20 protein-coding genes and 1 pseudogene are annotated in these 24,763 nt (G+C 65.2%); 2 read left to right on the top strand and 19 right to left on the bottom strand.

Going from position 1 to position 24,763, the window contains the following annotated elements:
• The first annotated feature begins 424 nt into the window (after positions 1-424).
• Positions 425-1,606 (top strand): cation:proton antiporter, encoded by a 1,182-nt coding sequence (locus tag JWN03_RS22250; protein ID WP_297618233.1) that lies wholly within the window; start codon positions 425-427, stop codon positions 1,604-1,606.
• A gap of 5 nt (positions 1,607-1,611) precedes the next feature.
• Here JWN03_RS22250 and JWN03_RS22245 read toward each other — a convergent pair.
• The 5 genes and pseudogenes from JWN03_RS22245 to JWN03_RS22225 all read right to left on the bottom strand — a co-directional run.
• Positions 1,612-2,331, bottom strand: a pseudogene (locus JWN03_RS22245) (M23 family metallopeptidase); the annotation flags it as partial.
• A gap of 266 nt (positions 2,332-2,597) precedes the next feature.
• The gene (locus tag JWN03_RS22240) at positions 2,598-4,235 is read right to left on the bottom strand and encodes a long-chain fatty acid--CoA ligase (protein ID WP_297618230.1); all 1,638 of its coding nucleotides are present in this window, start codon (positions 4,233-4,235) and stop codon (positions 2,598-2,600) included.
• A 33-nt stretch (positions 4,236-4,268) separates the two neighbouring features.
• Positions 4,269-5,708, bottom strand: a complete 1,440-nt coding sequence (locus JWN03_RS22235; RefSeq protein WP_297618227.1) for an aldehyde dehydrogenase family protein — start codon at positions 5,706-5,708, stop codon at positions 4,269-4,271.
• A gap of 13 nt (positions 5,709-5,721) precedes the next feature.
• On the bottom strand, positions 5,722-7,716 hold the full coding sequence (locus JWN03_RS22230; RefSeq protein ID WP_297618223.1) for an FAD-dependent oxidoreductase: 1,995 nt from the start codon (positions 7,714-7,716) through the stop codon (positions 5,722-5,724).
• 23 nt (positions 7,717-7,739) lie between these two features.
• Positions 7,740-9,257: a carboxylesterase/lipase family protein gene (locus tag JWN03_RS22225; protein WP_297618221.1), complete on the bottom strand. Its 1,518-nt coding sequence runs from the start codon at positions 9,255-9,257 to the stop codon at positions 7,740-7,742.
• Between the two features lie 236 nt (positions 9,258-9,493).
• Here JWN03_RS22225 and JWN03_RS22220 point away from each other — a divergent pair, with 236 nt between their 5' ends.
• Positions 9,494-10,816 carry a GDSL-type esterase/lipase family protein gene (locus tag JWN03_RS22220; protein ID WP_297618218.1) on the top strand — a complete coding sequence of 441 codons (1,323 nt, stop codon included), beginning with the start codon at positions 9,494-9,496 and terminating at the stop codon, positions 10,814-10,816.
• Between the two features lie 274 nt (positions 10,817-11,090).
• On the opposite strand, the gene JWN03_RS22215 is transcribed toward JWN03_RS22220, so the two are convergent.
• From JWN03_RS22215 to JWN03_RS22150, 14 genes are all read right to left on the bottom strand, one after another.
• Positions 11,091-11,579 carry a GyrI-like domain-containing protein gene (locus JWN03_RS22215; protein ID WP_297618215.1) on the bottom strand — a complete coding sequence of 163 codons (489 nt, stop codon included), beginning with the start codon at positions 11,577-11,579 and terminating at the stop codon, positions 11,091-11,093.
• Between the two features lie 78 nt (positions 11,580-11,657).
• Positions 11,658-12,059, bottom strand: a complete 402-nt coding sequence (locus JWN03_RS22210; RefSeq protein ID WP_297618212.1) for a VOC family protein — start codon at positions 12,057-12,059, stop codon at positions 11,658-11,660.
• A gap of 42 nt (positions 12,060-12,101) precedes the next feature.
• A complete protein-coding gene (locus tag JWN03_RS22205; RefSeq protein WP_297618209.1) occupies positions 12,102-12,872 on the bottom strand; it encodes a hypothetical protein in 771 nt (256 codons plus the stop codon).
• 113 nt (positions 12,873-12,985) lie between these two features.
• Entirely contained in the window at positions 12,986-14,725 is a 1,740-nt protein-coding gene (locus tag JWN03_RS22200; RefSeq protein ID WP_297618206.1) for an alpha/beta fold hydrolase, read from the bottom strand.
• A gap of 75 nt (positions 14,726-14,800) precedes the next feature.
• Positions 14,801-15,355 (bottom strand): TetR/AcrR family transcriptional regulator, encoded by a 555-nt coding sequence (locus tag JWN03_RS22195; protein WP_297618202.1) that lies wholly within the window; start codon positions 15,353-15,355, stop codon positions 14,801-14,803.
• A gap of 190 nt (positions 15,356-15,545) precedes the next feature.
• Positions 15,546-17,138, bottom strand: a complete 1,593-nt coding sequence (locus JWN03_RS22190) for a TROVE domain-containing protein (protein ID WP_297618199.1) — start codon at positions 17,136-17,138, stop codon at positions 15,546-15,548.
• Between the two features lie 882 nt (positions 17,139-18,020).
• Positions 18,021-18,224 carry a DUF397 domain-containing protein gene (locus JWN03_RS22185; RefSeq protein ID WP_297618196.1) on the bottom strand — a complete coding sequence of 68 codons (204 nt, stop codon included), beginning with the start codon at positions 18,222-18,224 and terminating at the stop codon, positions 18,021-18,023.
• Positions 18,221-19,111 carry a helix-turn-helix domain-containing protein gene (locus tag JWN03_RS22180; RefSeq protein WP_297618193.1) on the bottom strand — a complete coding sequence of 297 codons (891 nt, stop codon included), beginning with the start codon at positions 19,109-19,111 and terminating at the stop codon, positions 18,221-18,223. The genes JWN03_RS22185 and JWN03_RS22180 overlap by 4 nt, the downstream gene beginning before the upstream one ends.
• 659 nt (positions 19,112-19,770) lie before the next feature.
• Positions 19,771-20,655: an ectoine hydroxylase gene (gene thpD, locus JWN03_RS22175; RefSeq protein WP_297618191.1), complete on the bottom strand. Its 885-nt coding sequence runs from the start codon at positions 20,653-20,655 to the stop codon at positions 19,771-19,773.
• Between the two features lie 23 nt (positions 20,656-20,678).
• A complete protein-coding gene (locus JWN03_RS22170) occupies positions 20,679-21,074 on the bottom strand; it encodes an ectoine synthase (RefSeq protein WP_297618189.1) in 396 nt (131 codons plus the stop codon).
• Between the two features lies 1 nt (position 21,075).
• Positions 21,076-22,350, bottom strand: coding sequence for a diaminobutyrate--2-oxoglutarate transaminase (gene ectB, locus JWN03_RS22165; protein WP_297618187.1), 1,275 nt, complete (start codon positions 22,348-22,350; stop codon positions 21,076-21,078).
• Positions 22,347-22,919, bottom strand: a complete 573-nt coding sequence (ectA, locus tag JWN03_RS22160; protein ID WP_441343038.1) for a diaminobutyrate acetyltransferase — start codon at positions 22,917-22,919, stop codon at positions 22,347-22,349. Before ectA ends, ectB begins: the two co-directional genes overlap by 4 nt.
• Positions 22,920-23,004: 85 nt before the next feature.
• Positions 23,005-23,946 carry a sensor histidine kinase gene (locus JWN03_RS22155; protein ID WP_297618185.1) on the bottom strand — a complete coding sequence of 314 codons (942 nt, stop codon included), beginning with the start codon at positions 23,944-23,946 and terminating at the stop codon, positions 23,005-23,007.
• Positions 23,933-24,658 (bottom strand): response regulator transcription factor, encoded by a 726-nt coding sequence (locus JWN03_RS22150; protein WP_297618181.1) that lies wholly within the window; start codon positions 24,656-24,658, stop codon positions 23,933-23,935. The genes JWN03_RS22155 and JWN03_RS22150 overlap by 14 nt, the downstream gene beginning before the upstream one ends.
• Between the last annotated feature and the right edge of the window lie 105 nt (positions 24,659-24,763).

Below are 24,763 nucleotides of genomic sequence, written 5' to 3'. Positions count from 1 at the left end.
CGAACTCCTGGATCCGGCATTCCATCAGAGACCGGGGACCGAAAACGCCCCCGGCAGCAGCACACACACTCGGCCCAAAAGTTGTATAGCCAAGATATCGCAACCATACGGAAGGTGAACAGGCAATGCCATGTGAAATCCACTCCCGTTCACCTGCCCGCCCGGCCACGTTCGAGCACAGTCCGATCTCGGACCTCGGATCGTCTCGGAACACCTGAGCGGACCCAATTGTGTTGCCCCCATGCGTTGTTCACTACCACGTGCAGGTGCGCACTTCGACCCCACTGGTCAAACTGACCGATTTGTCCGATTAAGGTAGGGGCGTGAAGATTGCAGCAACACACACATCCGGTTTCCGCATACGCAACTACGGCACCACCGACGGGCGCACCGCCGCGCCCATCCTGACGGACGGGTGAGTCCGGTGGTTGCTCACGAAACCGCACTGTCGCTGATCCAACTGGGGGCGGTGCTCTTCGGGTTGGGGTTGCTCGGACGGCTGGCCGCACGCATCGGAATGTCGCCCATACCGCTGTATCTGATCGGCGGGCTGGTGTTCGGCACCGGCGGTTTGATCGGACTCGAGCACGTGGATCAGTTCATCGAACTGGCCAGCGAGATCGGTGTGGTGCTGCTGCTTTTGCTGCTGGGGCTGGAATACAGCGCCACTGAACTGGTCACCGGCCTGCGCACGTCGTGGCTTGCCGGCGTGGTGGATCTGGTGCTCAATGCGGCGCCGGGTGTGACGGTGGCGCTGCTGCTGGGCTGGGGTGCGACGGGTGCGGTCGCCATGGCCGGGGTCACCTATATCTCTTCCTCCGGCATTGTCGCCAAGGTGCTCAATGATCTGGGGCGCCTCGGCAATAGGGAGACGCCGACGATCCTGTCGATTCTGGTGTTCGAGGATCTGGTCATGGCCGGATATCTCCCGGTGCTCACCGCGGTGCTGGCGGGCGCGGGCTTCGCGGCCGGGATGAAGACCGTCGGTATCGCGTTGGTGACGGTGACGGTCGTACTGGTGGTCGCATTGCGCTTCGGCAAGTTCGTATCGAAGATCGTCGATAGCGACGACCGTGAGATCTTCCTGCTCAAACTGCTCGGCGCGGCCCTGCTGATTGCGGGATTGGCCTCGTCACTACAGGTTTCCGCCGCGGTGGGCGCCTTCCTGCTCGGCATCGCCATCTCCGGTTCCACCGCACACAATGCCGCCAAACTGCTGGAACCGCTGCGGGATCTGTTCGCCGCGCTGTTCTTCGTGCTGTTCGGACTCAGCACCGATCCGTCCAGCATTCCACCGGTACTCGGATGGGCGCTCACGCTCGCCTTCGTGACCGCCGCGACCAAGATCGCGACCGGCTGGTGGGCGGCCGAACGCGCCGGGGCTTCGCGCTACGGTCGCGCACGCGCCGGATCAGCGCTGGTCGCACGAGGCGAATTCTCCATAGTCATCGCGGGTCTCGCGGTCACCGCCGGTGCCGTTCCCCCGGAGTTCGCCGCACTGGCCACCACCTATGTTCTGATCATGGCAGTGCTGGGACCCATTGCCGCACGCGTGATCGAGCCGGTACTGCGCGGTGCGGATCGGCTACGCGTCCGCACCGCCTGACGCGATCAGTCGATTTCCGGTCCGAGGGAGATACCGCGGCTGGCGAGCCAGGGCAGCGGATCGATCTTGTCGGCGCCATTGAGCCACACCTCGAAATGGCAGTGCGGGCCGGTGGAGAAGCCGCGATTGCCGACCGTGGCGATCTGGTCGCCGGCCAGGACCCGCTGGCCCACAGAGACTGTCGCGGTGTCCACGTGACCGTAGACGGTGATGGTGCCGTCGTCGTGCTGCAGCCGGACCCACATGCCGAAGCCGTCGGCCGGTCCCGCGCTGATGACATTGCCATCCATGATGGCGTAGATGGGAGTTCCGATCGGGGCGGCGACATCCACGCCCAGATGCTCTGCGCCCCAGCGTGTTCCGAATCCGGAGGTGAAGGTACCCGAGGCGAATTTCACGAAGAGCGGACGCAGTTTCGAGGCCGCCCGGGCCGCGATATCGGCCTCGAACTGCTGGCCGTTCGCCAGAATGTCCTGGTATTGGGCGGGATCCTCCGGCTGGGCGGCATCCAGGATCTCCGGGAAGTGCGCGTCCGTACCGGTGAGAGCCGCGGGCTGCAGGGCGGCAATCTCCAGTGTCGAAGGTCCGGCAGCCGTGGTGGTCTTGTGCCCGCCCACGTCTTGCAGACCGGCCTGCCCGGCAGCGACCGCCGCCCCGGCGGCCACCGCGGCGATGACCGCGCGACCCTTCAAAATGGTGATAGCCGGTGGTTTCCGGTGTGCACCCGATTGTCCACCAGCAGTCCAGGAAGTATTGCCGTGCAACAGAACCGAGCCTCCTACGCGATCTCTCCGGCGCGCGGTCCCGTCCCGATTCGTCCCGGTCCGAAACCGCCGGCCGCATGTGCCCTCTGCGGCGGCGAGACGATATCACCCGAAACTGTGAACGACTCCCAGGAAAGTACCGTCCGGTCCCTGCCCGGAGTGGATACGGCCAGCTCACCCGGGCCGCGGCGGCCCGGGCGCTGTCGGTTCTCCAGCGATGGAAATCCTCACCCGAGAGTGGTGATTTCCAGTCCGCCGTCGGCGAATTGCGCGCGCAGCGCCTTCTTGTCGAACTTGCCGACGCTCGTCTTGGGTACCTCGGGAATGAACGTCCAGTGTTCGGGTAGCTGCCATTTGGCGACCTTGCCGGTCAGGAATTCGCGCAGCGCCGCGGGTGCGACGGTGGCGCCGTCGCGCAGTACCGCCGCAACAACCGGGCGCTCATCCCATTTCGCGTCGGGAATGCCGAAGACGGCCGCTTCCACAATGTCCGGGTGCCCCATGACGGCGTTCTCCAGATCGACAGAGGAGATCCATTCGCCACCGGACTTGATGATGTCCTTGGACCGGTCGACCAGTGTCAGGTAGCCGTCGGGACTGATGTGGCCGACATCGCCCGTACGCAGCCAGCCGTCCTGGAACTTGTCCGCGTCGACCACCGCGCCGTCCGGTCCGTAGTACGCGCCGGTGATCCACGGCCCGCGAACCTGCAACTCGCCCACCGCTCTTCCATCGTGGGGCAGCACCGCGCCACTGTCGTCGACGAGCCGCGCTCGCACGGCCGCCGGGAACTGGCCCTGGGTGATCCGGTAGGCGAACGCCTCCTCTCCGGTCGTACCGGCGGGCGGGCGCGCGACACTGCCCAGCGGCGATGTCTCGGTCATGCCCCAGGCGTGCAGGATTCGCACGCCGTGCTTGTCCTCGAACGCTCGCATCAGCGAGGGCGGGACCGCGGAGCCGCCGACAACGACCTCACGAAGGTGGGTGATGTCCTGTGGTTTCGCCTCGAGCGCGCCCAGCACGCCGTTCCAGATCGTGGGCACGGCCCCCGCGAAGGTCGGCCGTTCGGCGGCCATGAACGCCAGCAGTGGTTCGGGCTGCAGGAATCGGTCGGGCATCAGCACCGACGCCCCGGACATCAAGGCCGCGTACGGGATGCCCCAGGCATTGGCATGGAACATCGGCACAATGGCCAGGACGGTGTCCGCGGCGGCCAGTCCCATTCCATTGCCGCTGCATGCTTGCATCGCGTGCAACCAGTTCGAGCGATGCGAATACACCACGCCTTTCGGATCTCCCGTCGTTCCCGACGTGTAGCACATTGCGGCGGCGGATCGTTCGTCGATCTCGGGGTACGCGTACGTATCCGGTTGATCGGCGAGCAGGGCGTCGTAGCTGTGTACTTCGATGCCCTCCGGTGCGTCCAGTGCGGCCCCGTCACCATTGGCGACAATGACGTGGCGCACCGTTTTCAGGTGCGGCAGTTGGGCGGCCAAGAGTGGCACCAGGCTGCCGTCGACGATGACAACTCGATCTTCGGCGTGGTTCGCCACGAATACCAATTGCTCCGGGAAGAGCCGGATATTCAGCGTGTGCAAAACCGCACCCATTGCCGGAACACCGGCATAGGCCACCAGATGCTCATTGTTGTTCCACATGAAGGTGGCGACCCGGTCCCCCACGTCGATTCCCAGCGCGCGCAGAGCATGCGCCAGTTTCGCGGCCTGCCGGCCGACCTCGCCGTAGGTCATGACACGCGATTCGGTGCCGGTCCAGGTGGATACCGTGGAGTCCGCGTGCGCCGTGCTCGCGTACCGCAACAGCGTTGCGAGCGACAGCGACTCATCCTGCATTGTGCTCAACATAAGTTGTCAGCTCCTTCTGCCGATACCGCGTGACTAGCGGAACATGGCTTTCGTCTCGAGGAACTCCAGCACCCCGTACGGACCGAGTTCGCGGCCGTTTCCGGACTGCTTGTAGCCACCGAAGGGGGCGATGGGACTGAAGGCGCCGCCATTGATTTCGACCTGGCCGGTGCGCAGCCGGCGGGCGACGCGCTGTGCGCGTTCCGGATCGGCGGACCAGACTCCGCCGGACAGGCCGTAGTGCGTGCCATTGGCTATGGCCACGGCGTGGTCCTCGTCGTCATAGGGCAAGATCGCCAGCACCGGTCCGAAGATCTCCTCCTGCGCGATCGTCATGGACGGATCGACATCGGAGAAGACGGTGGGGCGCACGAACCAGCCGTGCTCCAGACCCTCGACCGGCTCGGTGCCGCCGGTCACCAGGGTGGCTCCCTCATCGATGCCGCGGCGGATATACCCCAGTACCCGATTGCGGTGTGCCGCTGTGACCATCGGCCCCACAGCGGTGGCCAGGTCGAAGGGATCACCGACGACGGCCGCCTCCACGGCGGCCTTTGCAATGACTTCCACCTCCGCCAATCGGCTGCGCGGCACCAGCATTCGGGTCAGCGCCGTGCAGGTCTGGCCGGAATTGAGGAAGCACTTGCCGACGCCGTCGACCACTGCGGTCATCAGGTCGGCATCGTCGAGGATCACATTGGCCGATTTTCCGCCCAGCTCCAGCGCGACCTTCTTGATCGTCCGTGCGGCGAGCTCCGAGACCCGGGCTCCCGCAGTGGCGGAGCCGGTCAGCGAGATCATATCGATGCCCGGATGCCCGGCCAGTGCTTCGCCGACCACCGGTCCGGTGCCGGGAACCAGGTTGAAGACACCGGCGGGCAGGCCGACGGCATCGATGATCTCAGCGAAGATGAACGATGAAAGCGGTGCCACCTCACTGGGTTTCACCACGATCGAGCAGCCTGCGGCCAGCGCGGGGGCGACCTTGGCGGCGACCTGATGCAGCGGATAGTTCCACGGGGTGATCGCACCGACCACCCCGACCGGCTCCCGGACGATCAGGGCATTGCCGAGTTCCTCTTCCCAAGGCAGCTCGCTCACGAACCGGGCGGCAGCCGAGAACGTCATAGCGGGCAAGCCCGCCTGCAACAGCCGGGAGACGGCGATGGGGGTGCCGACCTCCTGCGAAATCACCGCGGCCAGTTCATCTCCGCGCGCTTCGAGTCCGGCGGCGATGGCTGCCAGCACGTCGGCCCGGGTGGAAACCGAACTACGCGACCAGGATTCGAATCCGGCCTGGGCGGCGCTCACCGCCTTGTCGACGTCCGCGGCTGTGCCGAGACGGACTGTCGCGATAGTTTGCTCGGTGGCGGGGTTGATCACTTCGTGGGTCTCATTGCCGGACAGCGCGATCCATTCGCCGCCGATATAGGCCCGGTCGTGCAGTTGTACGGCGGGTTCGGTGGTTGTCATCTCGTTCTCGTCTCTACTTCGCCGTGGCCGATGCGCCGGTGGGGATTTTTGTGCCCGCGTCCGCCGCGATCGCTTCGGCGGTGCGGTGCGCCAGCGCCATGATCGACAGCATGGGATTGGTGCCGGAGGCGGTGGGGAATGCGCTGCCGTCACCGATCCAGACGCCGGGGGTGTCGTGCAGTTCGCCCGTGGGTCCGGCGACGCTGGTCTGCGGGTCGGTGCCCATGCGGCAACTGCCCATCTGGTGCGCGGAGAACATGCGATAGCCACCGGCACGGAATGGGATTCGGCGAATCTTGGCAAGGTATCGGTCGAGGTCATCGCCCCAGCGCCAGGTCGGCAGCCCCTCGGCGAAGGCCACGATCTGCACCGCGCCGGCGGCCTCGTGCATGACGGCCAGCGCTTCCACGCCCTGGCGCAGATTGGCGAGGTCGACTTCGTCCGTTATGGAGTAGGACACCACCGAATTGCCGGTGGCATCGATGGTCACCTGCCCGTGCCCACGGTCCCGGACCACTGCCAAACTGGTGGCGGCATTGCTGAATCGGCTCAGGAACTGCTTGTGCGCGGCGCCCGATACCCACGGCACCGCCGAGGCTCCCAAGCCGGTCGTGTACTGCGCCGTCTCGATCAGGAAGCCGTAACCGTCTCCGGTATCGGCGAATTCGTCGATCAGACCGGTGTGCGGGGCGCCCCACCACGCCTGCTGATCCTGGGCGTAGATACCGGCGATCGCGGCGACCGGATGCAGGCGCAGATACTTACCGACCGCGGGGCCTCCAATGCCGGACCGCAGTAGCAGCGCGGGTGATTCGAGCGCGCCGCCCGCGACGACAACACGGGGAGCACGGACGGTGAAGGTCGCGGCATCGCCGGTCACCGGATCGGCGTAGGTCGCTGAAACACCTGCGGCCCGGCCATTTTCGACCAGGACCCGATCGGCGCGGCTGCGCACGATGATCTGCGCGCCCGCGTCGGCGGCATCACGCAGGTAGGTCTTCATGGTGCCCTGTTTGGATCCGGACTGGTCGCCGAAGCCCAGGTAGCCCGCGCTGGCCGGATCGTAGGTCGCCGGATCGGTATTGCGGGCAATGGTGGCGAACGACCAGCCGAGGTGCTCGGCCGCTTCCTGGAAGCGCTTGGTCGGGCCGTTGAAATCGGAACACTGCTCATTGACCGAGATGCGTTGCGCCACTGCGTCCAGATGCCGGTCGAACTCCGGGCCGTCGACATCCTTCAGCCCGTGTTCGCGCGCCCACTGCTCACGCACCCAGGGCCGGGTGCGCAGGCAGTTGGTCCAGTTGACGGTGGTGCCGCCGCCCAGAGTCGCACCGGCCTGGAGTGAGATATTGAAATCGGCGGTCGGCGTCGGGCCACCGCGCCAGTAGAGGTTCTGGAAGCCCCACAGTTCGAGCTGGTTGAAGTCGGATTCGTCGAAGTAGCCGCCTGCTTCCAGGACCACGACGCGCAGTCCGGCCTGGGCCAGCTGTCCGGCGATCACGCCACCGCCCGCACCGGAGCCGACGATCACGATATCGGCCTCGATGGTCGAATCAGGCTGCGGCACTGTGATATGCAGGTTCTTGGTGTCCTGCTGCGGTGCGCCGATCGGGCCCGGGAAGCCGAATCTGCGCCACATCGGATTCTGGCCGGTGGCCGGATCCGGCATTCCGTAGGTGAGGAACAGCGTGAGCGAGATCAGTACCCCGACTCCGGCCCCGGTCAGCGGCCCGAGCAACGCTGTGCGCCTGAGCAATTCCTCGCGGGACAGCGGCGAGGCCGCGACAATGCCCTGTGCGGCTAGGGCATCGATGAGCCCCAGCAGTCCGGTGCGCTGATCTTCGGGCATGCCTGCCAGATAGGCGACAATCCCCTGGTCCGCGCCGAGCTCGGAGGCGGTACGCGCCCAGAAGCCGTCCTGGTCATCGGGTCGCCGCAGTGGCGGGACGATGGTGTCGCAGATCGCTCGCAGCGCCTGTGACCGCTCGTCGGTCATCCATTCGGTCATGTCTTCCTCGACTTTCCGGGGGTCTATCGGTCCGTACCGGGCACAGCGGTATCGGTCGCTGCGCGGGGCTCGGTGCTCCACGCGCCGCCGGCGGGGCCGGTGACGAGCTCTGATCGGGGGTCGCCGAAGCGCATGACAGCGCGCTGGTCGGCGCTGTACCGCGCCCAGCCCGGGTCGCCGGTGGTGGCGAAAGCGACCCAGGCCGCATGGATTTCGTCGGCGAGGCGCTGCGGTGCATGGGGGCCGGCGAGCGGAACCGCATTGGCGAGCGTGTCGAAGACGAACGGGACTTCGAGGCCGTGGCAGGCGCCGAGATCACCGTCGGTGCGCTGCCAGCCGAATTCGTAGACGTAGGCCGGGGTTCCGGTCGCGGCGTGTGCGGCGGCTAACTCGGCGGTCGGGCGGCGGAACATGCCGTCGGTGATGACGGCCGCCAAAACATCGCCGGGAGTGTCGTCCGGGCGGGCGGCGGCGAAAAGCTCGGCTATGGATGCCTCGATACCGAAGCGCGCCAGCAAGAACGGAAGCATCTCGGTGGTGGCCGCGTCGGACAGGCCCGTGGGAACGGTGAACAGGCGGAATTCCTCGGCGGTGACGCCGATGATCAGCGGGATGCCGCGCGCGGATCCGGCGGTGACGGCGTCGATCGGCAGTGCCGACAGCAGCTCACCGTCGAGCGTGGGCATCAGGTTCATGACCCCGCCGCCGGCCGCGACCACCGAGGCTCCCCAGCGTGCCGGGTCCGGGTTCAGCGCAAATTCGGCATGAACGGCCTGCTGTGCGACGAGTAGGTCGGCGGGCGACACCTGCGCGAATTCTGCGGCGGTCGGCGCGATGTCGAGCTTCTTCGCAAGCTCCGCGCTCGTCAGCCGGGCATCGTCCGCGGTGACCGCGACGCTGCCGTTGCCGCTCTGCATGATCGCCCTGCCGAACAGGCCACGCGAGGCCGGGGCGCTGAGCAGCGCCGCGACGCTCATCGCGCCCGCCGATTCGCCGAAGACCGTGACATTGGCCGGATCGCCGCCGAAGGACGCGATATTGTCCTGCACCCAGGTCAAGGCGAAGAGCTGGTCGAGCAGCCCGCGGTTGGCGGGGGCGCCGTCGAGAACCGCGAAGCCCGAGACGCCGAGCCGGTAGTTCACCGACACCAGCACCACGCCGTCGCGGGCGAAGGCGGCACCGTCGTAGGCCGGTACGGCATTGGACCCGTGTTCGAACGCGCCGCCGTGAATCCAGACCATGACCGGCAGGCCCGCACCGCCGGGGTCCGGGGTCCACACATTCACATTGAGGTATTCCGCGCCGGGCACGGCGTAGGTCCCCAGGATCTCCTCGATACCGGGCGGGTACGAGGGCTGAATGCAGGTGGCGCCCAGCGTATCCGCCGCGCGAATCCCGTCCCAGGGCACCACCGGCTGCGGCGCGAGATATCGTGCGAGCCCGATCGGCGCCGCCGCGTACGGGACACCGAGAAACGCGCTCACACCGTTCGTCGTTCGTCCCTGGATCTTGCCGCCGCTCACTTCGACGATCGGTTCCATTCCGCTCCTCCATCACTACGCCCACGCCGCAGGCATCGGTGTGAGTCCATTGAAATTCGCCGCGCACCGGATCGCGGCGATACCGCGAAATGAACTTGAAATCGGATTCAGGTGGCGGCCGGCGGGCCTCCGGTCCGCTTCTTTGCGGATCGGTCCCGTGTGGAGTCGCGCGCAGCTAATGTGGGCACCCGTCCAGCTGATATCGGGCGGCTGTTCGTACCAGGGGAGGACATGTGTTGACCAACGATCCGAATGCCATTCGGGGGCGGGCGGTTCTGCTGACCACACTGGCGGTCTTCGCAGCCGTGGGCGTCGGACCGGCCGAGGCGGACGGCCCGGGTGTCGCCGATTGTTCGGCAACGCACTGGGTGGGATCCTGGGCAGCCAGTCCCTCCGATGCGCTCGGGGCGTTCGATCCTGCACTGCAGCCCATATTTTCGGTAGGCGAGCAGTCCTATCGGATCGTGGTCACGCCGCATCGCGGTGGCGGCCAGGTGCGGATTCGGTTGACCAATCGATTCCGGTCATTGCCGCTGACCGTCGGTCATGCCACGATTGCCGACCGCGCAGCGGGAGCCGAGGTGGATGCGGCCTCGATGCGGCCCATCACCTTTGCCGGGCAGGCGGGCGTCACGCTGGCGCCGGGTGCGGAGATCCTGAGCGATCCCATCGAATTCGGCGCGACGGCTTGGGAACCCATCGCGGTGAGCGTGTATCTGCCCGGGGCTGCGCCGTTTCTGACCGAACATTTCAACGGCAATGCCACCAGCTACTACACCGCGCCCGGAGCTGGTGACACCACCGGCGATTCCGCCGGGGCGGTGTTCAGCCTCACCACCACCGCGGTTCCACTCGTCTCGACCTTAGATGTATCGGCTTCGGGCGATGCTTCCGCCGTTGTCGCACTGGGTGATTCGATTACCGACGGATACGTCTCCGCCAATTACATTGGCATACCGCAGAATCCGACGCTCCCTGATACCAACGCCCGCTATCCGGACTTCCTCCAGCATCGCCTGGACACGGCGGGAATACCTCTGACCGTGCTCAATGCGGGCATCTCCGGCAATGCGCTGGCCGACGACGGCATGCTCCCGGTGTTCGGCCCGAGCGCCGTTTCCCGCGCGGCGGCGGATGTCCTGAGCCAATCGGCCGTCTCCGATGTCATCCTCCTGGAGGGCATCAACGATCTCGACTCCCCCGCCGGCGCCGACTACGACCGGCTGATCGCCACCTACATCAACATCATCACCCGACTGAAAGCCGCTGGTCTGCGCGTCCACCTGGGCACCCTGATGCCGGCCGGCGGATCCCTCCTCGGCAGCACGATCGCTCCGCGCCAGAACCCGATTCGACTGCGCATCAACGACTGGATCCGCACCCAGCACCTCTCCGACACAGTCATCGACTTCGCCGCCGCCGTCCAGGATCCGGCCGATCCCAATGCCCTCGACCCCCGCTTCGCCGGTCCCGACAAACTCCACCCCAACCTGACCGGCTACCGCGCCATGGCCGACGCCATCGACATCTCGACGCTGGGCGGAAAAGCCTGCGGGTGACGGTCGGCGTGAGCTAGGTGTTGAGCTCGCCTTCCGACCGCTGCGATGCTGGTGCCCAACCCGCCTGGCGCGCAACGGAAGTCCCGTCGGCGGGCTCGAATGTGGTGCGCCCCATCAGCGCCGCCTCACACGTCTGCAGAAATTCCGCGATCCCATGACTTCCGGCCCGTGCGCCGGATCGACAACCTGCGGCGGCCACCCGTTCGGAGTGGTGATGTACCCATCGGCGCTCATGCACAAGCGAGCCAGAACCCGCATGTCCGGTGCCCTCTCGTCAGTCGCTCAAGAGCCAGTTGAGCTCTGTACGCAGACCCGAAGGGTCCATGTCCGGGGTCGGTTGGGTGTGGTAGACCTCCCAGCGAACCGGACCGGCCACCCCACCCTGCTCGCCGATCCAGACCTGCAAGCGATCCCATGCGTCGCTCAATCCGTCGAAGTTGCCGACATGGACAACCCGGGCAACCCGGCCCGCCGGCAGACACCCGGCGCTGACGCCACGCTCCGGCTGCACAGCCCTATCAACGGCGAACCCGACCTCGAGGTCGATCGATTCGCCTGAGACGCCCCGATACAGGCCGAACGCCGGTCCGCCGATCGCCGCACCCTGTGCGGCGACCACCTCCGGCAATACGCGGAACGAGGTGTCGAAGAAGTCTCGCAGCCCGGACACCGGAACCGTGCCACGAACGACCGCCGTCGGCACTTCGACAACTTCGAGCAGGTCAGGACCCACTACCGGACCATCAGCGATGTGATCAACCACAGCTCTCCTCGGTGCCGTCAGAAACCCGTTCACAACACAGACGTCGCAGCCAACCGAAACTCATCGCTACTACGTGCTCTACGCGACTGACACCGGTCCGAGGAGGTCCCACCGGTTGCCCGCGATGTCGAGAAAGACAGCAACCTGCCCGTACGGCTCACTGCGCGGTTCGGTCATGAATCGCACACCGGCCCCGATCATTCGGCGGTAGGCCTCGCCGAAGTCGTCGACCCGTAGGAAGAACCCCACGCGCCCGGCCACCTGCTCGCCGATCACAGCGCGCTGCGCGTCTCCATCGGCACGCGCCAGCAGGATTCCGGTCGCCGTGCCAGGCGGCCTGACGACCACCCAACGCTTCGGGCGGCCGTCGTTGGTCAGCGACGGAGAGTCTTCGACCAGGTCGAAACCCAAGACCTGCACAAAGAATTCGATGGCCGGGTCGTACTCCGCGACCACAATGGTGATGAGTTCCAGATGCACCGAGAAGTCCCTCCACCAGTTCCTGGTCGACGATTTTTCACACTACGCATCGAGCGTGTCGGCAAAGTCCTCTGTATAGCCGAGGATGAGCAGGCGCTGTCCGGTGAGGAGTGCCGCCAGTTCCGGCCATTCGGGAGATTCGGGCGCTCCGTAAAGGTGAACGAGGTCGGTGATGACAGCCTGCGCTTCGGTCTCAGAGGGGATGGTTCGGCGGTCGAACGCTAGAAATGCTGCGCCCATGCCGAAGTGGCGGTAGCCGTGCGTCGCCAATCGCCTGACGACAGCGTGGTTTTGGAAGATGTCCCAATCATCGGCGAAGTAGCCGTTGGGAATCCCGGTGATCGCGAGATCATCGGTTGCTACCGGCACACGCTGAATCAACACCACATCGTCGAGAGCGCGATCCGGTACTCGGTTCAGGGTAACGAGACCCGAGACGTCCTCTTTTCCTCCGATTCGCGTGCCGGGGAGCGCTTCCCATTCGACTCGAAGCGCACCGTCCTGGAGTCTTTCGGACAAATGGGCGATCCGCGCGTTGTCGACGCGCTGCCTCGCGACGGCATCTTCGTCCTCTGCCTCACCCTCCTCGAACCAGAGCCGGTCGTCCTCCGAGGCATGCATACTCGTATACAGACATTGATCGACATCATCGAGCGTGCACAGGATCCGCGCCGGACTGTGCACGCTGCGCAGTTCGTCCAGAACAGCGAGCAACTCCTCGAACGACTCGACCTCGTCGAGCCGGGCCACCGTATTGGTATCGGGCCGATCCCGCTGCACCGGTCCAGAACTCTCGAAAAGCGTCACTCGCATGCCTGCATCCTGCCAACGGGCATCGCAAAGGCCTGCAGCACGTCTCTGTTCGACTATCGGAAATGAGTCCCGTCCGGAATTCCGGACGGGACTCACTCGACTGGATTCGAAGTTCAGCCGGCTACCGACACTGCACCCTCCGCCGTGGCGGCGCGACTTCCGCGACCGATCAGCAGGTCCGCGATGACATCTGGGTGAGTCAGTTGGGGATAGTGACCGGTCCCTTCGATGATCGTCACCGGGTGGGTGATGGGTGCGGTCACCGGATCGTTCGAACCGGCGACAATGTCGAAAGGCACTCGCAGTTGGGCTAATTCGGCGCTGATCGCCGCCCGATTCTTCGGGGCGCTGGCGGCGGCGAGTGCCGCGACAGTCCGCTGTGCGACGCCGGGCCGACGGAGGTTGGCGGCGGCGCTCGCGACGGCCGCGCTGTTCGGAACACCCAGCTGCTCAGCCAGTTTCGCCACCGGAAGGCGCTTCATCACCTCGGCGATAATGCGGGAGCGGGTCAGCCACGGTGCTCGCGACTGTAGGAATGCCGGCGAGATGAGGACCAGTCGCGAGATGCGATCGGGGTGGCGAAGAGCGAATTGCACCGCGGGTTCGGTGCCGAGCGAGTGGGCGACCAACACCGGACGGGTCTGCACCGTGGACATGAGGTCATCGAGCCACTCGACCATCGAATCGGGACTCGCCGCCGAGCGTCCGACTCCAGGCAGGTCGGCTGTCAGCACCGGCGCGTCCAATCGGCTCACGACCTCGTTCCATGCCTCGCTGTCGATGGGAAGACCGTGCAGCAGAACGTACTTCGGCGTGATGGTGTCACCCGAAACCCAGGTGCCGTTACTGAAACCGGCCGCAGCGGACGCTGGAGCGGCACCGAAGCGAGTCGCGACAATTCCGTCAGCCCAGCTTCGCAGTAGTTCGCCGACGGGCGGATGCGCAATTCCGAGCCTGCGGGCGACGTCATCTGCGGCCGTGGTGTCGTATCGGTCGCTGGCAATGAACATCAGCGATTCTGGTTCCGCGTTGGTGAGTGCGCGGGGCAGGGCACGCAGTAGCGATACCGGGATCGTGAAACGTGGTGCGGGAACGTGGAGATGGTCGGCGATCAGTCGAATCAGGTCGGGCAGATTCGGTGTGGCGGGGTCGAGGAGGGTGTATTCCTTGCTGACTGTGTCAGGCAGTGTGGGCAGTCCGACGATGAAGCGGGCCAGATAGGTGATATCGACAACGGGGATGAATGTGTCGCTCCGGCCGGGAAGCGCGGGAAGCTTGCCGTTCCACAGATTGTCGACGACGTCACCGAGGCCGAAGTACTGACCGGGACCCAGCACCGTGGAGGGGTTGGCAATGGTCAGTGGAATACGCTGTGCGGCAGCACGTTCGCGTAGCGCGGCATCGGCCTCGAGTTTCGAGGCGCCGTACGCACCGTTGCGATAGTCGCGTTCGAGTCCACCCTCCACGGTGGCGCGGTACGCGGTGATGTGCACGACCCGCCGCAGCTCCGGTTGCCTACTCGCCCAGGTGAGTACATTCACCGCGCCCGTGACATTGACCCGGCGGGCCTCGTCGGCTTGCAGCCCGAATTTCATCAGCGCCGCGGCGTTGTACACGTCGCGGACGCCCGCGATCGTGCCACGCAGGGCCAGATCGGGTTGCGCGATATCGGTGTCGACGATCGTGAGTCCGCTCTGGTCGACGCCTTCGCCAGTAAGCCAGGTGCGCAAGCGATCCTGACTGCCGGCCCGGACAGCGGCAGTGACGGTATGGCCGTCCCGCAGCAGCTCGGCGACCAGCGAGCGTCCGATGAATCCGGCGGCGCCGAAGACGATCGAGTCCGTGTCTACCATGATTGTCAGCTTTCAGTAGATCGATCTATATATTTTGAAGGTATATCGCCAGGTCGGCGGAACCGCGAGTACGGCTCACACGAGGATGTCGACAATTTCGGCCAGTTGCCGCAGCGGTGTGCGGTCACGGTGGGTGCGGGCCAGAATCAGCCCGCCTTCGATCATCGCGAGGACCGCGGTGGTCATCCGTTCCGGCTCTGGATGCCCGTACGCGGTCAACCGGTCCCGCAGCACGTCTTCCCACTGCCGGTAGACAGCCGAACAGGCCTGCTGCACAGTGTCATTGGACGAGGCTACGTCCAGCGCGACAGCCGCGACCGGACATCCGCTGGTCCATTCGGAGAGCTCCAGCCGGTCGCCGAGCAGGGTGAGCAACTGCCGCACGAACTCTCGGGCATCGGGCGCCTCCACGACGGCGATGAGCTCCGCGATATCGGTCCCGCTACGCCCGATGGCCTCACCGACCAACTGGTCCTTACCACCAGGGAAATGAAAGTAGAGCGATCCCCGCGGCGCCCCACTGGTCTCGATGATCTGATTGAGCCCGGTCCCGAAGTACCCACGAGCCTCGACCAGCGTGCGAGTCGCATCCAACAGCTTGACCCTGGTCTCGGCTCCCTTATTGCTCACCAGACAAACAATAGACCGACCTACATATTTCAGCAAGCCTTCCGCCGCGCGCAGACAATCTGACCGCAGCTCTGCCCGGATCTGCTTCCCGCCCATGCGAAACGACGCCGACCGGGCGCTGGTGGTTGGAACACCGAGAAGGTGCCGCCACCAGCGCCCGCCGGTGATGCCTTACAACAAGGCCCGGCCGTCAGACACCGCGAGCGAAATCTGCCAACAGCGTCGGCACCGCCGAGTCGAACCCGGCAATGTCGAGCATGCCCGCATCGGACGGATCGGCGATGGAGAAGTTCGTCGCGGTCATGCCGACCACGACCAGCTTGGCCTCCGGGTTGATCTCACGCCGATACTGCAGCAGTGCCTGATGCGGATGCACCTTGCCCGCCCAGGTCTCGTTGTCGGTTAGTACCTCGAACACGTCCACGTGCAGCTTGTTCTCCAGTGCGTACTGCATGGGGAGCGCGCAGTCGGTACCACCGAACGGCAGGTTGCTCACCGCTCGGATGGCGTCGTCGAGGCGCTGGCGCGGACTGATCGGCAGGTGCGTCAGTGCGGCGTTGCGGTAGTCGCCGTTCGACGTGAATCCGACAATGTCGTAAGAGGATTCGGTCGATGCGGTTACCAGTGCCAGCGCAGCGGTCGCCTCGCGAGCGGTCAACGGCAGCCCCGAGACAGTCGTCGCCATCGATCCGGACACGTCCAGCGCGAGCAGGTGATGCTTACCGGTCGGCTGCACCACCTCGAACGCCTGATAGAACGCGGCATCGAGGGCGTCCACAATCGGACGGGAAGGCTCCCAGGAGCTTTCCCCACGCGCCGATCGGCCGGACGCGTAAGTACGCAGCGCGACAAGGACATTCACCGGGTGTACGCGAGCCTTCCGCAGACGATCGCGGTCGGCCAGCTGCTCGGCGACGGTCTTGGTTCGCGACCCCAGCGGGGACAGCAGACCGAGACGCGTGAGACGCGGCAGCTGGCGCATCAGCGCCGTCTGCGGCATCCCGTTGTCCAGCAGCGCCTCCCATACGGCCGGCTCGTTGATCGCGGCATCGGGCAGCATCTCCCACGACAGCCGGTACTCGCGCACAAGGTCCGGGATGCGGGCGACCGGCGCGTCCTGGGCGCGCTTGAAACCTTCGATCAGGCGCAGTCCCTCGAGCGAAGCCTCGCGGTGGCAGATCCAGTCGAACAGACGGCGGCGCTCGTCCTCGTCGGTAGCCGGGTGCGACAAACGCAGCAGATCGCGATGCGTCCAGCTTTCACGCTGCTGGTACTTGACTACCTGATACGCGAGGTCGTCGACGGACTTCTCCACATACCAGTGGGCGACAGCGCGACGCAGCCCGCGTCCCCATCCACGGAACTGCTCGACATAGCGGGCGAACAGGAACAGGTGGGTACCGGTGCGCGCGACCAGCGGCAGCGCGTCGAGCGCGATGCGCCGGCCGTCTACATCGCCGAGAGACGCGGCGGCCGCCAGGGCGAAGAGCGCCGGGTTCTGCTTCGGCGCCCGGCCCGCAGTGGAGATCGCGAGGATTTCGGCGACCAGGTCCGCAGTGCGATTACGGGCGAAATCCAGTACGACGGTGGCGTTCTCCTTCGTCAGATCACGCGCGTTCACGTAATACGTACCGCCCTCGATGCCGAGGGTGAGGAAGCGGCGCAGCCGCACTTCCGGCGTCACCTCGAAGATGAAACCACCGGCGTTATCGGCAACCTGGCGCGGATCGGCCGGCTGCGACTGCGGGGTTGCCCGCAGGTTCACGCCTGCGTAAGCGTCCATGGTCACCTCATTTGTTCGGCCCGGTGAAGGGCATGGGGAAAGACGGGCGTGTGAATGCCGACCAGAGTTTTTGGCGGACGCCTCTACCACTCGGCCACAGACGACAATGTCGTCCGGCAGGATTCGAACCCGCGAATGCCCCGCTCCGGATAACTGATCAGCTCCGGCCCGTCTTACGTTGTCCTGTACTGCCTTCGAGAGCGGACGGTCATGGTGCGCCGACCGGGACTGACATGCGGATCACTCCGAATGTCAGCAAGGAGTTGAACCTTGGTAACCGATAACCGATCAACTCCGGCCCGTCCTTCTCGCCACAGCAAACGTAAGGTGAGCGGTCGTGTTGTTCCGACCGACGTGTGGCGCTCTACCAAACTGAGCTACGGAAGCAAGCTTCCGGCGAGATTCGAACTCGCGACATCCCCATTAGAAGTGGTAACCGACCGAATCCGGCCCGCTCACACCACGTTCGCTGTACTCGATCGACTGTAAGGGGTCGCACCACCGATGCGCCAACCAATTTCGACGAACGCACATTCCATAGGCCGCCGCATCGGGTCGAATCCGCAATTGCCCATCTCCCCGCACATCTCGAACCCGCGTGAGAACACCGGACCAGCATCCCCGTCCGAACCAGCACCCAACCCTCACCCCCCGCGCACACGAAAGGACGCCGAGAGGCCCTGGCGGTGGGGACACACCGAAAATCCCACCACCAGAGCACTCCGCGATGCTTCAGATCATGGGCTCGCATTCGAGCGAGCCCACGTTGTGGATCCCGCTTCGAGACCGGCCTGAGCGGTCAGGAATCGGCTTCAGGCCGTGAATAATGCCGTCATGGTGGGGCTTTTGACCGCTCAGGCCGGAGCGTTGCCGTGCCAAGCGCTAAATGTCGAAAGTGCCTGTCTGGACCGCGATCACGAAGCTGTCCCACTGCTGCGGACCGAAGGTGAGCGCCGGGCCGAGCGGATTCTTGGAGTCGCGGATGCCGACTGCTCCCCCGGTGAAGTGTGCGGCCTCCACACACTCCCCCGATGAGGTGCTGCGGCTCGACTTGAACCACTCGGGTCTCGATAGGTCGGTGTTCACTGGCGATACTCCTTCGCTATCTCGAGCACGAGGCCCCTGCTCGTGTCGGGATCTACTGCCACACGGCTGATCTCGGTGAATGCGTCGCGGTACCGCTGCACTTCAGCCTCTCGCTCAAGGTAGAGGTCTCCGGCATATTCTTCCACGAACACGACCGGCGGCTCGATCAAACCGGTGGCCGCGAGTTGTGGAAACTCCAGCAGCACAAACGATCCCACCACCGATCCGAGGTGACCTGAGGCGTCGAAAGGGACGATGCGAACCGATATGTTGGGGAGCTGTCCGATAGCGGCAATACGCAGGAGTTGCTCAGCCATCACGCCCGGACCACCGATCTGGTCGCGAAGCACCGACTCCCAGAGGATCACGTCCACCGCGAAAGCGGCATCGGCGAGCCGTTCCTGCCGCCGCATCGCGACCTCGATACGCTTCTCGACCTGTTCGGGCGGCAAACCAGGCGAGTCGGTCCACGCGATCGCGCGGCGATATTCAGCCGTCTGGAGCAGTCCCGGCACGATGGTCACTTTCCAGGTTGCCAGCCTGCGTGCCGACTCCTCGAGCCCCATGTAGTGATCGATTCCGAGTCGTATCCCGGAGTCGGCATACGCGCGCCACCAACCGCCGCCCGACTTTTGCGTGGTTCGCACCTCAAGTGCCAGCTCCAACAACATCTTTCGCTGACCACTCGTAGCCGTGTAGGCGTCGGACAGCGCGTTGATGTACAGATCGGAGACCTTGGTCGGTAGTCCGTCCTCCATGCGCCCAATGGTTTGCGGCGAGACACCGATGACACGCCCCGCGGCAGACTGATTCATTTGCTTTGCTTCTCGCAGTCGCTTGAGCTCCCGCCCCAATGCTCTGCGGGCCAGCGTCGATCCAGTTCCCATCTCGTTAGCCTCACTATCGGACGCTCTAGATTCTGGAAAGCCCTGTCGTGGAAATGACCGTAAAGGAATGACCGCATCACGGGCGCGGAAATGCGTGTTTGGAGATTCCAAACCGGGACCGTCGGGCGTGTACTGATTGCACCCCCGGTGGCCGGGAAGCCTTGGACCACTCGAAGCTGGATCGCTCTTGCGTTGTGCCCCTTCGCAACTGCTTCGGGTGGCGGGCGAAGTACCGGCCATCGGCGGGCTTCAGAACACATCGCAGCAGGAGGTTTACCTATGTTGCTTCAGGCGGAATTTGGTCGGGCAATTCTTGTTCTGTGTGGGCGGCTCGGCGGGGAGCGGCGGGTGTTGATGCCGGTCTCGGCTGGGCGGCATCGGGCTTCCGGGAAGCACCGGAGGTGAGGGGGTGGAGTACATTGCGCCGCGCACATTGGAATTGGCCGATCACGGGGTGTTACTGGAGGGCCGGTCGCGGGCTCAGCTGGCGGAAGTTGTGACACTGCATCGTGATTGCCGAGTTGACGAATGCACCGCAGGCGCTCGGGCATCGCTGTTGCTGGGTGCGGATGGTGGGAGTTGAGGTGGTGCTCGGGATGGAAATGCCGAGAGGGACCGCCTTTTCAGGCGGTCCCTCTCGGCTGGGGTGGCGGTGCGAGCTACATGATCGGGGTGAAGTCGCGGTTCGCTATATAGGTGGGGCGGGGGGTGGTGGCCGCGTAGGGATCGGCCAGGGTGTTCTCCACGCTGTTGAAGACGATGAAGAGGTTCGATCGGGGGAAGGGGGTGATGTTGTTGGACGAGCCGTGCATGATGTTCGAGTCGAACAGCAGGGCGGATCCAGCGCGGCCGGTGAACTGGGCGATGCCGTGTTTGTTCGCCAGTTCGGTGATGTCGGCTTCGGAGGGGACGCCGATCTGCTGCTGCCGCAGGGAATCTCGGTAATGCTGGTCCGGGGTCGCCCCTTCGCACGGCACGAAGGTCCGGTGCGAGCCGGGCATCACCATCAGGCTGCCGTTGAAGGGGAAATTGTCGGTCAGGGCGATGGAGAGGCTGACCGCGCGCGGCGCGGGCATTCCGTCCTCGGCATGCCAGGTTTCGAAGTCGGAATGCCAGTCGAAGCCGGCGCCCCGCAGGCCGGGCATGTAATTGATCCGGCTCTGGTGGATGTAGACCTCGGAACCGAGGACCTGGCGAGCCAGACCGGCGATTCTGCTCTCCCGCAATAGATTCGCGATCAGCACACTGAGCTTGTGCACCTCGAAAATCGACCGGACGCGGTTCGACTCACGCTCGATGACGACCCGCTCGTCGAGCATCAGTTCGGGATCGCCTGTCAGGCGCTCGATCTCGGCCGCGACGCCGGCGACCTCCTGACGATCGAGCAGGCCGTCGAAGATCGCGTATCCCTCGGCGTCGAAACTCGCCAGCGCCACAGAACCGACCTCGCCCCATACGGTGGGATCGGTGCGCTCCAGGTGAGGCGCGGGTCCGTCCGTCCGGGTCGGATATCTGTCGAAGAGGGTGTCGTACGTAGTCGTCATGCCCTGGGAGCTCCCGTCATTCGCTAGTCGGTCGATACGGCGACGAGCGGGTAGATCCCGTTCTCGTCGTGCACTTCCTGGCCGGTGACCGGCGGATTGAACACGCATAGCATGCGCATCCGGGTGTGCGCGTGCAGCCGGTGCTTCTCATGACCGTCGAGCAGGTACATCGACCCCGGGCCCAGCTCGTAATTGACGCCGTTGTCGAGATCGGTGAGACTGCCCTCCCCCTCGACGAGCCACACCGCTTCCACATGGTTGAGGTAGTGGAATTCGTGCACAGTCGCGGGCTCGATGGTGGTCTCGTGGAACGAGAAACCCACACCGTCGCCGCCGAGCACGATGCGCTTACTGCGCCAACCCGCTTCTGCCACATCACGTTCGGTTCCGGTGATCTCCGCAGTGGTACGCACGATCATGTCAGCGCCCCTTCCCGTCGCAGACAACAGCTACCGCGTCGGCGATTATGGCGAGGCCGTGATCCAGCTCCGGTTCCGTAATCGTCAGCGGCGGAAGCAATTTCATCACCTCGTCCTGGGCGCCGGAGGTCTCCACCAGCAGCCCGTGCTCGAATGCCACCTGGGACACCTTGCCCGCCTGGGACGGTTCGTCGAAGACCACACCGTGCACCAGTCCGCGGCCCCGCGTGGACAGTCCCTCGAAGGACCCGCACATCTCGTCCAGCGTGCGGTGCACCAGTTCGCCCTTGGCCAGAGTCGCGGTAGACAGCAAGGTATCGGACCAGTAGTGCTCGAGCGCCACCGTCGCGGTCACGAACGCCGGATTATTGCCACGGAAAGTGCCGTTGTGCTCCCCCGGCGCCCACTGATCGAGCTCGGGACGCATGAGTACCAGCGCCATCGGAAGCCCGTAGCCGCCAATAGATTTCGACAGCGTGACAATATCGGGGATGATGCCCGCCTCCTCGAAGGAGAAGAACGGCCCGGTACGCCCGCAGCCCATCTGCACATCGTCGACGATCAGCAGAATCTCACGCGCCGAACACAATTGCGACAGGGAGCACAGCCATTCGGGGCGAGCGATATTGACGCCGCCCTCGCCCTGGACGGTTTCGACGATCACCGCGGCGGGCTTGTCCACCCCGGAGGAAGCATCGTCCAGGATGGTCTCCATCCACACGAACGGATCGTCCTGCGAATCCGGCAGATAGCCGTCGAACGGCATCGGAGTGGCATGCGGCAGCGGCACACCCGCACCGGCGCGCTTGGCCGCATTGCCGGTTACCGCCAGCGCACCCAGCGTCATACCGTGAAAAGCATTGGTGAAGTTGAGGATTGTGGTCCGGCCGGTCACCTTGCGCGCCAGCTTCAGCGCCGCCTCGACCGCATTCGCGCCGGTGGGTCCGGGGAACTGCACCTTGTAGTCCAAGCCGCGCGGCTGCAATATCGTGCGCTGCAATGTTTCGAGCAGGCGACGCTTGGCCACCGTCGCCATATCCAGGCCGTGCGTAATGCCGTCACCACCCAGGTAATCCAGTAGCGCCTCTTTGAGCACCGGATTGTTGTGGCCGTAGTTGAGCGCACCCGCGCCGGCGAAGAAGTCCAGGTAGTCCCGGCCGTCCTCATCGCGCAGCCAGGCGCCGGACGCGGTATCGAACACCGCGGGCCACGAGCGGCAGTAACCGCGCACATTGGATTCGAGTTCGTCGAAAATGGTCAAATCGGGGGCAGTCATCGGCCCACCTCCTGGTCTATTGCCGTGGCTATACGGAACAGGTGTTCGGGTTCATGTCCGTCCGGAAAATGGCCGGGTTCGAAGAGCGGCCGCGCCGTGAGCAGGGCGCCACGCCGGCGGGCGAGTGCGGCGAACATGGCGGTCGAGGCCGCATTGTCCGGCGAGACGGTGGTCTCCAGTGCGGAGACTCCCTGCTCGGCAAGGCCGTCCATCAGGTAGTCGAGCATGGACACGCCCAGACCGCGCCCACGATGGGTTTCATCCACCGCGACCTGCCAGACGAAGAACGTCCGTGGCTGCTGCGGGCGCAGGTATCCGATGACGAATCCGCCCACCTTGCCGTCGATTTCGACGACCGCCGAGGTGGCCGCGAAATCGCGGCACCACAGCAGGTACGCATAGCTCGAATTCGTATCGAGGACTCCCGAATCCGCGGCAATGCGCCATATCCGGGCTCCGTCCTCCAACACCGGAGCCCGGACGAGGAATTCGTTGCTGCCGCGCACCGGAGACAACGCGGAGGGCGGCTCTCGAGTGATTTGCTGGACTATTGCTTCGAATGTCTTCAATTGCGTCTGCATGACCCTTTCGAGCCTCGCGGACGAACTTTGAGGTCTCCTGTTGGGTTCATTGCGATCGTGTGACGATCGCGTGTCATCCGGCGACGCTCGGCAACCGAACGGTGAATCGGGCGCCGCCGCCGGGCCGTTCGCCGCACTCCACCCGGCCACGATGGGCCGCAACGGTTTCCGCGACCAGAGCCAGCCCGATACCGGTACCACTGGCCGACCTGCGCGCGTTGCGGACTGTGGCGAAGCGCTCGAAGATGCGTTCACGTTCCGCCGCAGGCACTCCGGGGCCCGCATCGTCCACGGTGATCACCACCTCCGTCCCGACCCGTGCGGCAGTCACCGCGATCACACCGCCGCCGTGCCGCTTCGCATTCTCGAGCAGATTGCCGATCGCCCGCTCCAACTCGACCTTGCGGCCCGAGATCGTCACCTCACCCGCCACCGTCAGCAGGTCCGGGCTGTACGAACGCTCGGCGAGCATGTGTCTGAGCAACTCCGCGACCGAGAGCGGTTCAGTATCCCCGCGATGTACGCCGGCTTCCACCCGCGCCAGCTCGAGCATGTCGTCGAGAATGTGACGCAGATGTTCGAGCTCGGCGCTGACGAACTCCAGTGCACGCCGGGAACGCTCCGGCAGCTCCTCGGAATGCCGGTTCAACACACCGACACTGGTGATCAACGTGGTCAGCGGCGTGCGCAGTTCATGGCTCACATCCCCGACCAGGCGGCGCTCGCGTTCGATGCGCCGCTGCAGGGAATCGACCATCATGTCGTAGTCGTCGACCGTCGCGGACAGCCGGCGGCTCACCCAGATGCCTGCCGCCGCACCGAAAGCACCGGCGGCCAGCGCACCACCGATCAGCAACAACACGGGATCGGCGCCTTCGCGGCCGACGCAGTACCCGGTGACTCCCACCAGCAACGCAATGATCCCAGCACCCAGGGTGAATGCGAAAATCACACGGCTGCGCAGGCTTTCGGTGCGCGGACCCGGGACAGTACTGCCCGGATCAGCGCTGCGCATCGAGTCGGTAACCGAGACCGCGCACGGTCACCACAATCTGCGGGTCGGAGGGATCGCGCTCGATCTTGGTGCGCAAGCGGCGCACATGCACGTCGACAATGCGTTCGTCGCCGAAAAAGCCCCGGTCCCAGATGCGTTCGAGCAACGCCGTCCGACTTAGTACCCGGCCGGGGCTCGCGGCGAGTTCACACAGCACGCGGAATTCGGTGACGGTCAGATGAAGTTCGTCCTCGCCGCGCCGGACCGTGCCGCCGTCCGGTGAAAGCACCAGCGGCGAGTCCGGATCGGCGTCCAAGAGCACCTCATCGGGCGCCTCGTCGGGAGCGTCGTCCCGGGCCGATGCCAGCCGCGCGCGCCGGCGCAGCGCCCGCATGCGCGCGGTGATCTCCTTGATCTCGAACGGTTTGGTGACGAAGTCGTCCGCGCCCGCCTCCAATGCCGCGACCACGTCATGGGTGTCGTCGCGTGCGCTGACCACGATGATCGGCACGTCATGATCGCGGCGCACCTCACGAATACAGGTGAATCCGTCCATTTCGCCCAGCATCAGATCGACGATCATCACATCCGGAACGCCGTGGTCCCGGAGATGTTCTAGTGCCGTCTCGGCCTCCTCGGCTTCGGCGACGTCATATCCTTCGTCTTCCATGGCGAGCCGGAGAGCGCCACGAACCCGGTCGTCATCCTCCACGATCATCAGGCTCGCACCCATACACATCCCTCACCTGCACGGATGCGGCGAACCGCATCCTCCCGATCAAACGCCTGCTGCCCGCAGACGCACCTTCGAACACACGACAGAGCGGGTACCCGCCCG

The sequence above is a fragment of the Nocardia sp. genome (assembly GCF_025465275.1).
Classification (GTDB): domain Bacteria; phylum Actinomycetota; class Actinomycetes; order Mycobacteriales; family Mycobacteriaceae; genus Nocardia.
The sequence above is the reverse complement of the archived record's forward strand: the minus strand, read 5'-3'. Positions and strand labels throughout refer to the sequence as shown.

Excerpts from the sequence above, each read along its gene's own strand:
- JWN03_RS22240 (WP_297618230.1), bottom strand. The coding sequence starts at position 4,235 with ATGTTGAGCACAATGCAGGATGAGTCGCTGTCGCTCGCAACGCTGTTG.
- JWN03_RS22235 (WP_297618227.1), bottom strand. The coding sequence starts at position 5,708 with ATGACAACCACCGAACCCGCCGTACAACTGCACGACCGGGCCTATATC.
- JWN03_RS22230 (WP_297618223.1), bottom strand. The coding sequence starts at position 7,716 with ATGACCGAATGGATGACCGACGAGCGGTCACAGGCGCTGCGAGCGATC.
- JWN03_RS22225 (WP_297618221.1), bottom strand. The coding sequence starts at position 9,257 with ATGGAACCGATCGTCGAAGTGAGCGGCGGCAAGATCCAGGGACGAACG.
- JWN03_RS22205 (WP_297618209.1), bottom strand. The coding sequence starts at position 12,872 with ATGCGAGTGACGCTTTTCGAGAGTTCTGGACCGGTGCAGCGGGATCGG.
- JWN03_RS22200 (WP_297618206.1), bottom strand. The coding sequence starts at position 14,725 with ATGGTAGACACGGACTCGATCGTCTTCGGCGCCGCCGGATTCATCGGA.
- JWN03_RS22190 (WP_297618199.1), bottom strand. The coding sequence starts at position 17,138 with ATGGACGCTTACGCAGGCGTGAACCTGCGGGCAACCCCGCAGTCGCAG.
- JWN03_RS22180 (WP_297618193.1), bottom strand. The coding sequence starts at position 19,111 with ATGGGAACTGGATCGACGCTGGCCCGCAGAGCATTGGGGCGGGAGCTC.
- thpD (WP_297618191.1), bottom strand. The coding sequence starts at position 20,655 with ATGACGACTACGTACGACACCCTCTTCGACAGATATCCGACCCGGACG.
- JWN03_RS22170 (WP_297618189.1), bottom strand. The coding sequence starts at position 21,074 with ATGATCGTGCGTACCACTGCGGAGATCACCGGAACCGAACGTGATGTG.
- ectB (WP_297618187.1), bottom strand. The coding sequence starts at position 22,350 with ATGACTGCCCCCGATTTGACCATTTTCGACGAACTCGAATCCAATGTG.
- JWN03_RS22155 (WP_297618185.1), bottom strand. The coding sequence starts at position 23,946 with ATGCGCAGCGCTGATCCGGGCAGTACTGTCCCGGGTCCGCGCACCGAA.
- JWN03_RS22150 (WP_297618181.1), bottom strand. The coding sequence starts at position 24,658 with ATGGGTGCGAGCCTGATGATCGTGGAGGATGACGACCGGGTTCGTGGC.